General features: G+C 71.6%; 12 protein-coding genes. 9 read left to right on the top strand and 3 right to left on the bottom strand.

Features of this window, described 5'->3' with window-relative positions; all coding sequences use genetic code 11:
* Together N790_RS02350 and N790_RS02345 are read left to right on the top strand one after the other, a co-directional pair.
* The coding region (locus tag N790_RS02350; RefSeq protein WP_281174821.1) for a chemotaxis protein CheB at positions 1 to 715 on the top strand (715 nt) is incomplete at its 5' end.
* Between the two features lie 22 nt (positions 716 to 737).
* The gene (locus tag N790_RS02345) at positions 738 to 1,214 is read left to right on the top strand and encodes a chemotaxis protein CheW (protein ID WP_043800230.1); all 477 of its coding nucleotides are present in this window, start codon (positions 738 to 740) and stop codon (positions 1,212 to 1,214) included.
* Positions 1,215 to 1,301: 87 nt separating this feature from the next.
* On the opposite strand, the gene N790_RS02340 is transcribed toward N790_RS02345, so the two are convergent.
* Together N790_RS02340 and bioA are read right to left on the bottom strand one after the other, a co-directional pair.
* Complete coding sequence (locus tag N790_RS02340; protein ID WP_043800229.1) at positions 1,302 to 2,036, bottom strand: 16S rRNA (uracil(1498)-N(3))-methyltransferase; 735 nt, start codon at positions 2,034 to 2,036, stop codon at positions 1,302 to 1,304.
* The gene (bioA, locus tag N790_RS02335; RefSeq protein ID WP_043800227.1) at positions 2,033 to 3,424 is read right to left on the bottom strand and encodes an adenosylmethionine--8-amino-7-oxononanoate transaminase; all 1,392 of its coding nucleotides are present in this window, start codon (positions 3,422 to 3,424) and stop codon (positions 2,033 to 2,035) included. The genes N790_RS02340 and bioA overlap by 4 nt, the downstream gene beginning before the upstream one ends.
* 75 nt (positions 3,425 to 3,499) lie before the next feature.
* Here bioA and nudE point away from each other — a divergent pair, with 75 nt between their 5' ends.
* Genes nudE through N790_RS02315 form a run of 4 tightly spaced genes read left to right on the top strand, consistent with a single transcriptional unit; the run spans position 3,500 to position 6,012 of the window.
* A complete protein-coding gene (gene nudE, locus N790_RS02330; protein ID WP_043800225.1) occupies positions 3,500 to 4,045 on the top strand; it encodes an ADP compounds hydrolase NudE in 546 nt (181 codons plus the stop codon).
* Positions 4,042 to 4,842, top strand: a complete 801-nt coding sequence (gene cysQ / locus N790_RS02325) for a 3'(2'),5'-bisphosphate nucleotidase CysQ (protein WP_043800224.1) — start codon at positions 4,042 to 4,044, stop codon at positions 4,840 to 4,842. Before nudE ends, cysQ begins: the two co-directional genes overlap by 4 nt.
* Positions 4,835 to 5,653, top strand: a complete 819-nt coding sequence (gene mazG, locus N790_RS02320; RefSeq protein WP_043800222.1) for a nucleoside triphosphate pyrophosphohydrolase — start codon at positions 4,835 to 4,837, stop codon at positions 5,651 to 5,653. Before cysQ ends, mazG begins: the two co-directional genes overlap by 8 nt.
* 53 nt (positions 5,654 to 5,706) lie before the next feature.
* Positions 5,707 to 6,012, top strand: coding sequence for an Mpo1-like protein (locus N790_RS02315; protein ID WP_043800221.1), 306 nt, complete (start codon positions 5,707 to 5,709; stop codon positions 6,010 to 6,012).
* A 461-nt stretch (positions 6,013 to 6,473) separates the two neighbouring features.
* On the opposite strand, the gene N790_RS02310 is transcribed toward N790_RS02315, so the two are convergent.
* Complete coding sequence (locus N790_RS02310; protein WP_043800219.1) at positions 6,474 to 6,821, bottom strand: DMT family protein; 348 nt, start codon at positions 6,819 to 6,821, stop codon at positions 6,474 to 6,476.
* 168 nt (positions 6,822 to 6,989) lie between these two features.
* Between N790_RS02310 and N790_RS02305 the strand changes: the two genes are divergently transcribed.
* From N790_RS02305 to N790_RS02295, 3 genes are all read left to right on the top strand, one after another.
* Positions 6,990 to 7,703, top strand: coding sequence for a response regulator transcription factor (locus N790_RS02305; RefSeq protein ID WP_043800218.1), 714 nt, complete (start codon positions 6,990 to 6,992; stop codon positions 7,701 to 7,703).
* Between the two features lie 14 nt (positions 7,704 to 7,717).
* Positions 7,718 to 9,025 carry a sensor histidine kinase gene (locus tag N790_RS02300; RefSeq protein WP_043800216.1) on the top strand — a complete coding sequence of 436 codons (1,308 nt, stop codon included), beginning with the start codon at positions 7,718 to 7,720 and terminating at the stop codon, positions 9,023 to 9,025.
* A 75-nt stretch (positions 9,026 to 9,100) separates the two neighbouring features.
* Positions 9,101 to 10,221: efflux RND transporter periplasmic adaptor subunit (locus N790_RS02295; protein ID WP_156969894.1), on the top strand; the 1,121-nt coding region annotated here is incomplete at its 3' end.

Below are 10,221 nucleotides of genomic sequence, written 5' to 3'. Positions count from 1 at the left end.
CGCCGCCAAGCCGGCGCCCGCCGCGCGCGCCGGCATCGGCTTCAGCAACCTGGAGCTGGTGCCGATGGACGGGGACGCGCCGGCGGCCGCCGAACCGGTCGCCGTGGCCTTCGCACCGCCCTCGTCGGCGGCGTTGGAGCGCGGCAACGGCCTGAGCCTGGCGGCCGAGGACGCGAAGCCCGCGCAGTCCATCAGCAGCGGCGCCCTGCTCGTGCTCGCGGGCCTCGGCGGTCCCGACGCGGTGCGCCAGCTGCTGGCCGGCCTGCCGCCGACCCTTCCGGTGCCGGTGCTCCTGTACCAGCACCTCGACACCGGCAAACACGACCGCCTGGTCGACCAGCTCGCCAAGGCCAGCCAGCTCCCGCTCGACCTCGCCGTTGCGGGCAAGCTGGCCTTCCCGGGCCGCGTGTCGGTGCTGGTGCCGGGCCTGGGCGCCCGCTTCGAGGACGGCAGCCTGCAGTTCACCGCCGGCGGCCAGCTGGCCGACGTCGTGGCCGCGCTGCCTGCCGCCGAGAGCGGCGTGCTGGTGCTCAGCGGCGCCGATCCGGCCCTGGTGCCCGCCGTGCTGCAGCTGATGGCCGACGGCGGCCTGGTGCTTGCCCAGGACCCCGCCGCCTGTTTCGACCCCACCGCCGCCGACGCCGTCCAGCGCGCCGGCGCCACCGCTGCCACCCCGGCCGACCTGGCCGCGCGGGTTTCGCAGCGCTGGCACTGAACTGAGTTTCCCGGAGGCAAGCATGAACGCCCAGCAGCGTGACATCCGCGGCGTGTTGATCTCGGTGACCGGCGGCCGCCTGTTGCTGCCCAATGCCAGCGTCGCCGAGGTCATCACCTATTCCGACCCGGAAGTGGTCGCCAACGCGCCCGAATGGCTGCTTGGCCGCGTGCGCTGGCGCGGCTGGCGCCTGCCGCTGCTGTCGTTCTCGCGCCTGGCCGGCTGGTCGGCCGAGGACGGCCAGATGGGCGCCAAGGTGGCCGTGCTCAAGGCCCTGGGCAACAACCCCAAGCTGCCGTTCTTCGCGGTGCTCTCGCAGGGCTTCCCGCGCCTGGTCACCGTGTCGGCGCCGGCGCTGCACGAATCGCACGACATGAAGGACCTGCCGCTGGGCGTGCATGCCCGCGTCACCCTCAACGACGACCCGGCGGTGGTGCCCGACCTGCTGAGCGTCGAGCTGCTCATCCAGAAGGCCCTGGACCAGGCGCAAGCCGCCTGAGTCCTGAATTGCAGGAGCGGCTTCAGCCGCGACCGCCGTTCCCCGAAAAGCAGTCGCGGCTGAAGCCGCTCCTACAGCGTCAGGGGTTCAGCCCAGATCGCCGTAGAGGGCCTGCAGGGCGGCAATGGCCGCCAGGCCTGCGGTTTCGGTGCGCAGGATGCGCGGCCCCAGCCGAAGCCCGCGGAAGCCGGCGGCGTGCAGCGTGGCGCGGTCGCGGTCCGACAGGCCGCCCTCCGGCCCCACCGCCAGCGCCACCGTGTCGCCCGGCGCCAGCGCCAGGTCGGGCAGGCACAGCTCGCCGGCGGGGTCGAGCATCAGCTTCACCTGCGCCGTTTCCGCCGCCGCATAAGCCGCCAGCGACGCCGGCTCGGCCAGCCGCGGCAGCCGCGCGCGCCCGCTCTGCTCGCAGGCCGCGGCCAGGATGCCGCGCCAGTGCGCCAGGCGCTTGGCCGCGCGTTCGGCGTCGAGCTTGACCTCGGTGCGCTCGGTGTTCACCGGCGCGACGGCCAGCACGCCCAGTTCGGTGGCCTTCTGCAGCACCAGGTCCATCTTCTCGCCGCGGGCGATGCCCTGGGCCAGGGTCAGCGCCAGCGGCGATTCGTTCGACACCGGCGTGGCCGACAGCACCTCGGCCTCGGCGCCGCGCTTGCCCAGCGACACCAGCCGCGCCGCGTAATCGTGGCCGTCGCCGTTGAACAACACCACCGCGTCGCCCACGCCCAGGCGCAGCACGCGCACCAGGTGCCCGCTGGCCAGTTCGGACAGGGTGACGGTGGCGCCCGGCGACAGCGGCGCGTCCACGTAGCTGCGGATGGTCCTCATGGCGCGGTGGCCTCCTCGATGGCCGAGGCGGTGACCGCGGCCAGGTGGGTCAGTTCTTCCTCGCCGACGCAGTAGGGCGGCATCCAGTACAGGATGTCGCCCAGCGGGCGCAGCACCACGCCGCGTTCGATGGCGTGGCGGTAGGCGCGCAGGCCGCGCCGGTCGGTGGCGGGGAAGGGCCGTTTCGTGGCCGCGTCCGCCGCCATCTCGAAGGCCAGGATCATGCCGGTCTGGCGCACTTCGGCCACGTGCGGATGCGCCGCCAGCGGCGCCGCCAGTTCGGCCATGCGCGCGGCGGTGCCGCGGTTGCGCACCAGCACCTCGTCGCTGTCGAAGATGGCCAGCGAGGCCAGCGCCGCGGCGCAGCCCAGCGGGTTGCCGGTGTAGCTGTGCGAATGCAGGAAGGCGCGGTCGCGGGAGTCGTCGAGGAAGGCCTCGTACACGTGGGCCGTGGTCAGCACCGCCGACATCGGCAGGAAGCCGCCGGTGAGGCCCTTGGACAGGCACAGGAAATCCGGCGCGATGCCCGCCTGTTCACAGGCGAACAGCGTGCCGGTGCGGCCGAAGCCCACGGCGATCTCGTCGGCGACCAGGTGCACGCCGTGTGCGTCGCACAGCTCGCGTGCGCGCCGCAGGTAGGCCGGGTGGAACATGCGCATGCCGCCGGCGCACTGCACCAGCGGCTCCAGCACCAGCGCGCAGACGGTGCCGGCGTGCGCCTCCAGCAGGGCCGCCAGCTGGTCGGCGCGGCGCAGGGCGCAGGCCTCCGCCGTTTCGCCGGGCTCGGCCTCGTAGGCGTCGGGCGAGGGCGCGAACAGCGGTTCGAGCAGCAGCGGCGCGTACACGCGGCGGTAGAGCGGGATGTCGCCCATCGACAGCGCGCCCAGGGTTTCGCCGTGGTAGCCGTTGGTGAGCGAGATGAAGCGCGTGCGCCGGGTGTCGCCGCGGTTGGCGTGGCTGTGGAAGCTCATCTTCAGCGCCACTTCGATGGCGGCCGAGCCGTTGTCGGCGTAGAAGACGCGCGACAGCGGCTCCCGCCCGGCCTGCCGCGGCGCCTTCGCCACCAGCGCCTCGGCCAGGGCCAGGCCCGGGCCGTGCGAGAAACCGGCGTAGATCACGTGCTCGAGCTCGTGGGCCTGGGCGGCGATGGCCGCGGCGATGCGCGGTTCGGCGTGGCCGAACAGGTTGGTCCACCAGCTGCTCACCGCGTCCAGGTAGCGCCGGCCGTCCACGCCCTCCAGCCAGGCGCCGCGGCCACGGCGTATGGGCACCAGGGGCAGGGTGCCCGGGTGCTCCTTCATCTGGGTGCAGGGGTGCCAGACCACGGCCAGGTCGCGGTCGCGCCAGGCCCCGGCGTCGTTCGGGAGGGAATCGGGGGCGTTGCTCATGCGCCGATGATCCGTGCCCCGGCCGGCCCTGTCCACGCCGGGACGGCGGGCGGGGGCAGCCGCTAGAATCGGGCCATGCGCCGACTTCCCACCATCCACGCCCGCGAGGAGCAGCCGCTGGACGGCGGCCGCCGCGAAATCCTGCACCTGGAGTTCAGCAACGGCGAACGCCGCCGCTACGAACGGCTGGTCAGCGGCGGCCACGGCTCGGTCATCATCGCCGCCGTGCCCGAGCCGGGCACCGTGCTGCTGGTGCGCGAATACGCCGCCGGCACCCACCGCTACGAACTGGGCCTGCCCAAGGGCCGCATGGACGCCGGCGAAAGCATCGAGGACGCCGCCAACCGCGAACTCAAGGAAGAAGTGGGCATGGGCGCGCGCAAGCTCACCGTGCTGCGCCCGATCACGCTGGCGCCCACCTACATGAACCACCAGATCCACCTGGTGCTGGCCGAAGACCTGTACCCCGAGCGCCTGCCCGGCGACGAACCCGAGGAGCTCGAGGTCGTGCCCTGGAAGTTCGACGCCCTGCACGAGCTGATGCTGCGCGAGGATTGTTCGGAAGGCCGCTCGCTGGCCGCGCTGTTCATCGTGCGCGAACTGCTGTCGAGGCGCGCGTGACGGCGCTGCGCGAAGCCTGCATCGCGCTGGCGCTCGAGGCCGGCGCGGCCATCCTGGCGGTGTATGCCCAGGACTTTTCCGTCGAGACCAAGGACGACGACTCCCCGCTCACCCAGGCCGACCTGGCCTCGCACCGCATCATCGTGGCGGGCCTGCGCGCGCTTGCGCCCGACATCCCGGTGCTGAGCGAGGAAGACGCGGACATCCCGTGGGACACGCGCCGCCGCTGGCCGCGCCACTGGCTGGTGGACCCGCTCGACGGCACCCGCGAATTCGTGAAGAAGAACGGCGAGTTCACCGTCAACATCGCCCTGGTCGAAGACGGCCGGCCGGTGCTGGGCGTGGTGTACGCGCCGGTGTTCGACTACCTGCTGCACGCCGAACGCGGCGTCGGCGCCTTCCTGCGCCAGGGCGGCGAGGACATCGCCCTGTCCACCCGCCGGCCCGCCACCGCGCCGCTGCGCGTGGCCGCCAGCCGCTCGCACCTCGATCCGCGCACCGCCGCCGCGCTCGAACGCATGGGCGACACCGAGCGCCACGGCCTGGGCTCGTCGCTGAAGTTCTGCCGCATCGCCGAAGGCCGCATCGACGTCTACCCGCGTTTCGGCCCCACCAGCGAATGGGACACCGCCGCGGCCCAGTGCGTGCTGGAAGCCGCCGGCGGCGTGGTGCTGCGGCTCGACGGCACGCCGCTGGACTACAACCGCAAGGACAACCTGCTCAACCCCGACTTCATCGCGCTCGGCGACGCCGACCTGCCCTGGCGCGACTGGCTGGACGAGGCCGCGCATGGCTGAGATAGACGAGCTGCTGGCCATCATGGCCCGCCTGCGCGACCCCGAGCGCGGCTGCCCCTGGGACGTGAAGCAGGACTTCTCCACCATCGCGCCCTACACCATCGAAGAAGCCTACGAGGTGGCCGACGCCATCCAGCGCGGCGACATGGCCGACCTGCGCGACGAGCTCGGCGACCTGCTGCTGCAGGTGGTCTTCCACGCCCGCATGGCCGAAGAGGCCGGGCATTTCGCCTTCGCCGACGTGGCCGCCGCCATCAACGACAAGATGATCCGGCGGCACCCGCACGTGTTCGGCGACGCCGCCAGCCAGGCCGACGCCGAGGCGCAGCTGGCGAACTGGGAGGAGCTCAAGCGCCGCGAGCGCGAGGCCAATGGCGCGGCGGACACCAGCGTGCTGGCCGGCATCGCCCGCGGCCTGCCGGAATGGCAGCGCGCGGTGAAGCTGCAAAAGCGCGCCGCCACCCTGGGCTTCGACTGGCCGGGCCCGGCGCCGGTGATCGCCAAGCTGCACGAGGAAATCGAGGAAGTGCGGGTGGAATTCGACGCCGTCGCCGCGGACCCTTCCGATGCCACGGCGCGCGACCGCCTGGAAGACGAGCTGGGCGACGTGCTGTTCGTGGTGGCCAACCTCACCCGCCATGCGAAGGTGGATTTCGGCGCGGCCCTGCGTCGGGCCAACGCCAAGTTCGAGCGCCGCTTCCGGCGCATGGAGCAGCTGGCGGCGGAAGCGGGCGTGGCCCTGCAGGACCTGCCGCTGGAGGCCCAGGACGCCTACTGGAACCGCGCCAAGGCCGAGGAAAAGGGCGCTTGACGCCACCACCACGCCGCTGCGGCACAATGCCGGCAACACCGGGGGACGACACCATGAGCCAGGGTTTTTCCAGCTTCGCCGAGTTCTACCCGTTCTACCTGGGCGAACACGCCAACCGCACCTGCCGGCGCCTGCACTTCGTGGGCAGCTGCATCGCGCTGGGTTTCGCGGCCGCGGCCCTGGTGACGCTCAACGCCTGGTGGCTGCTGGGCGCGCTGGTCAGCGGCTACGCCTTCGCCTGGGTGGGCCACTTCTTCTTCGAACACAACCGCCCGGCCACCTTCAAGCACCCGTTCTATTCCTTCGCCGGCGACTGGGTCATGTTCAAGGACATGCTCACCGGCAAGATCCGCTTCTGACTTGTTGTAGTTGGCTTGGCGTTGCCAAGCAGGTCACGGGCTCGCGGTCGGTTGTGCTTGGTAGGCGTCATCGCGCACACACCTCTATGGCTGCCCGCGCCTCGACGCGGCGTCCTGCCCATCGAGGCGCGGCCGCTACGGCATCCTGCCTCCGCTTCATCCATAGAGGTGTGTGCACGCTGCCGCAGTCCAGGCGCCGCGGCCAGCCGGTGGGCGAGCTCGTGCGCAAGCGCACGCGCTTGTCCCGGCGGAACGCCGATGCGCCGCGATTGCGGCAGCGTACGCAGAGGGGGGAGGTCTGAAGCGGAGGGCAGGAGGCCCGGAGCGGCCGGCGTTTGCTGCCAGGGATGGCGCTAGCAAGACGCCGGGCAGACCTCCTCCCTCTGCGTGCGATGACGCCCGCCGCAACCAACCGCACACGAGCATGTGACCTGCTTGCCAACTGGCAAGCCCGAACCAGATCACTCCAGGAAGATCAGGAAAGCCGCCGCCACGATCAGCACGAAGCCGGCCACGTGGTTCCACTTCAGCGGTTCGCCCAGGTACCAGACCGAGAAGCCCGCGAACACCAGCAGGGTCAGGATTTCCTGCATGCCCTTGAGCTGCGGCGCGCTGTAGACCGCGTGGCCCAGACGGTTCGCCGGCACCTGCAGGCAGTATTCGAAGAAAGCGATGCCCCAGCTGGCGAAAATGACGATCCAGATCGGGCTGGTCTTGAACTTCAGGTGCCCATACCAGGCGAAGGTCATGAAGACGTTCGAGGCCAGGAGCAGCAGGACCGGGGTCAGGTAGGCGCCGAGGGTGGGCATGGGCGAGGGGCCGGGCAGGGTGGGAAAGGGGGCTGGGCGGCGGGGCCGGGGGCCGTATAGCCTAGCCTTGACGCGGCCTTGGCGGCGGCTTCACGCCCGTATCACCGGGCCGCGGGTCTACTCTTCACAAAGCTGAAGACATGTTCTTCACATCCCAAGGAGAGACCCATGCGACGCGATGACCCGGCCGGCCTGATCCTCGTGGTGGAGGACAACCGCAACCTTTCGGAAATGGTGGGCGAATACCTCGAGTCCAAGGGCTTCGGGGTGGACTATGCCGGCGACGGCATGGACGGCTACCGCCTGGCCGCCGACAACAGCTACGACGTGATCGTGCTGGACCTGATGCTGCCGCGCCTGGACGGCCTGGAAGTCTGCCGCAAGCTGCGCAACGAGGCCAAGAAGTCCACGCCCGTGCTCATGCTCACCGCCCGCGACACCCTCAACGACAAGGTCGTGGGCCTGGAGGCCGGCGCCGACGACTACCTGGTCAAGCCCTTCGCCATCCAGGAGCTCGAGGCCCGCGTGCGCGCCCTGATCCGCCGCGACCGCCGCCAGGTGAGCGCCGAGGTGCTGAAGGTGGCCGACCTGGTGCTCGACACCGCCAGCCTGCGCGTCACCCGCGCCGGCCAGGAGATCCAGCTCTCGCCCATCGGCCTGCGCCTGCTCACCATCCTGATGCGCGAATCGCCGCGCGTGGTCACCCGCCGCGACATCGAGCGCGAGATCTGGGGCGATGGCCTGCCTGATTCCGATACCCTGCGCAGCCACCTCTACAACCTGCGCAAGGCCATCGACCGGCCCTTCGACCGCCCGCTGCTGCACACCGTGCAGACCGCCGGCTACCGCATCGCCGACCTCGACGCGCCGCCCGCCGGCTGACCCGGACGCCCAGGATGCCCACCTCCCGCAACGGACTGCGCCGGAAGATCTGGGTCGCCTTCATCCTGCAGGCGGCGGCGATCAGCTTCGCCGCCGTGCTGGGCGTGTACGGCGCCTCGGCGGTGCTCAAGCACGTGCTCATCCAGCAGGCGCTGCAGCAGGAGGCCGCGCACTACTGGCAGCGGCTGCAGGCCAACCCGGGCGCGGACGTGCCCGACACCTACAACATGACCGGCTACCTGGTGCCCGCCGGCGGCAGCGCCGACAAGGTGCCCGCCAACATCCGCGAGCTGCCGGTGGGTTTCCACAGCCTGTCGCGCGCCCAGGGCGGGTCGCTGGTGCTGGTGGAACAGGACGGTCGCGGCCACCGCCTGTACCTGCTGTTCAAGCAGGAGCAGGTGGACAGCCTGGCCTTCTGGTTCGGCATGGCGCCGCTGGCGATCGTGCTGGTGGTGATCTACGTCATCGCCTGGTCCACCTACCGCGCCTCCAAGCGCGCGGTGTCGCCGGTGATCTGGCTGGCCTCGCAGGTGCAGCGCTGGGACCCGAAGCGGCCCGAGTCGGCCATCCTGCGCCCGGAAAACCTGCCCACCGACGTCGAGGGCGAAACCCTGGTGCTGGCCTCGTCGCTGCATGACTTCGCCAGCCGCATCGAAAGTTTCGTCGAACGCGAGCGCGACTTCACCCGCGACGCCTCGCACGAACTGCGCACCCCGCTCACCGTGATCCGCGTGGCCGGCGACATGATGGCCGGCGACGAGAGCCTCTCGCCCATGGCGCGAAAGGCCCTGGGCCGCATCCAGGGTGCCGGGCGCGACATGGAGGCGCTGATCGAGGCCTTCCTCATCCTCGCCCGCGAAGGCGACACCGGCCTGCCGGACGACGACTTCGACGTCTGCGACGTGGTGCGCGAGGAAGTGGACAAGGCCCGCCTGCTGCTGGCCGGCAAGCCCATCGAGATCCGCTGCGTGCAGGAGCAGGCCTTCCACCTGCATGCCCCGGCGCGGGTGCTGTCGGTGCTGCTGGGCAACCTGCTGCGCAACGCCTGCCATTACACCGACGCCGGCAGCATCACGGTCACCGTGCGGCGCGGGTCGATTTCCGTGGCCGACACCGGCGTGGGCATGTCGCCGGAAGAGCTGGCGCGCGTGTTCGAGCCCTTCTTCCGCGCCGGCGACCGCAAGAAGGACGGGCAGGGCATCGGCCTGTCCATCGTGCAGCGCCTGAGCCAGCGCTACGGCTGGCCGGTGCGGCTGGAAAGCGAGCCGGGCCGGGGCACCACCGCCACCGTCAGTTTCCCCAACCACCGACCCGCGGCCTGATCCCGGGCGGCGCGGTCAACCGATCGCGCGCCCGCGCGTTTGCGCTGCATCGAGCCAAGAAAACCCGGAGTCCGAATGCCTGCCGCCCGCCCCCGTTCCTGGACAAGACTCGCGGCGATCTACGCCGGCGTGGCCGCCCTCGTGCTGGGCGGCTGGTGGTGGCTGGGCCGCGAGGCACCGCAGGCCGGGTACCGCACCGCGGCCGTCGAGCGGGGCGACGTGCGCGTGGTCATCTCGGCCACCGGCACGCTCCGCGCCACCACGACGGTGGACGTGGGTTCGCAGGTGTCGGGCCAGGTGCTGGACGTGCTGGTGGACTTCAACGACCGCGTCGCCCGCGGCCAGCCGATCGCCCGCCTGGACCCGGCGCCGTTCCAGACCCGCCTGCAGCAGGCCGAGGCCGACCTCGCCAGCGCCCGCGCCTCGGTGAACGAAGCCCGCGCCACGCTCAGGAACGCCGAGGCCGACTACGCGCGCAAGTCCGACCTGGTGGCGCGCCAGCTCATCGCCCGCAGCGAGGCCGACCTGGCCCTGGCCGCGCGCGACCAGGCCCGCGCCCGCGTTGTTTCCGCCGAGGCCGCCGTGCTGCAGCGCCAGGCCGCGGTGGACAACGCGCGCCTGGACGTTGAATACACCGAGATCCGCTCGCCGGTGGACGGCGTGGTGCTGCTGCGCGACATCGAGCCCGGCCAGACCGTGGCGGCCAGCTTCCAGACCCCGGTGCTGTTCCAGATCGCCGAGGACCTGGCCCAGATGCAGATCGACCTGAGCGTGGACGAGGCCGACGTGGGCCAGATCCACGAAGGCCTGGGCGTCTCCTTCACCGTCGATGCCTTCCCCGACCGCCAGTTCACCGGCGAAGTGAAGCAGGTGCGCCTGGCCGCGACCGCCATCTCCAACGTCATCAGCTACCCGGTCGTGGTGCAGGTGCAGAACGCCGACCTGAGCCTGCTGCCGGGCATGACCGCCAGCGCCGAGATCGTGGTGAGCCGCCGCGACGGCGTACTGCGGGTGCCGAACGCGGCGCTGCGCTATTCGCCGCAGGACGGCGAGGCCGCCGCCACGCCGGCGGCCGGCGCTGGCCGCGGCGGGCTGGTGAACGACCTGCCGGCGCTGGCCGCGGAGCTTTCGCTCACGCCGGCCCAGCAGGCCGCCTTCGACCGGGCCCTGGCCGAAGTGCGCAAACGCGCGGCGGC

Origin of the sequence: Arenimonas malthae CC-JY-1 (assembly GCF_000747075.1) — a bacterium.
GTDB classification, from domain to species: domain Bacteria; phylum Pseudomonadota; class Gammaproteobacteria; order Xanthomonadales; family Xanthomonadaceae; genus Arenimonas; species Arenimonas malthae.
The sequence above is the reverse complement of the archived record's forward strand: the minus strand, read 5'-3'. Positions and strand labels throughout refer to the sequence as shown.

What these genes read in the sequence shown, in the direction of transcription:
- N790_RS02315 (WP_043800221.1), top strand. Translation starts at nt 5,707, where the DNA reads ATGAGCCAGGGTTTTTCCAGCTTCGCCGAGTTCTACCCGTTCTACCTG.
- mazG (WP_043800222.1), top strand. Translation starts at nt 4,835, where the DNA reads ATGGCTGAGATAGACGAGCTGCTGGCCATCATGGCCCGCCTGCGCGAC.
- N790_RS02300 (WP_043800216.1), top strand. Translation starts at nt 7,718, where the DNA reads ATGCCCACCTCCCGCAACGGACTGCGCCGGAAGATCTGGGTCGCCTTC.
- N790_RS02345 (WP_043800230.1), top strand. Translation starts at nt 738, where the DNA reads ATGAACGCCCAGCAGCGTGACATCCGCGGCGTGTTGATCTCGGTGACC.
- N790_RS02305 (WP_043800218.1), top strand. Translation starts at nt 6,990, where the DNA reads ATGCGACGCGATGACCCGGCCGGCCTGATCCTCGTGGTGGAGGACAAC.
- bioA (WP_043800227.1), bottom strand. Translation starts at nt 3,424, where the DNA reads ATGAGCAACGCCCCCGATTCCCTCCCGAACGACGCCGGGGCCTGGCGC.
- nudE (WP_043800225.1), top strand. Translation starts at nt 3,500, where the DNA reads ATGCGCCGACTTCCCACCATCCACGCCCGCGAGGAGCAGCCGCTGGAC.
- N790_RS02310 (WP_043800219.1), bottom strand. Translation starts at nt 6,821, where the DNA reads ATGCCCACCCTCGGCGCCTACCTGACCCCGGTCCTGCTGCTCCTGGCC.
- N790_RS02340 (WP_043800229.1), bottom strand. Translation starts at nt 2,036, where the DNA reads ATGAGGACCATCCGCAGCTACGTGGACGCGCCGCTGTCGCCGGGCGCC.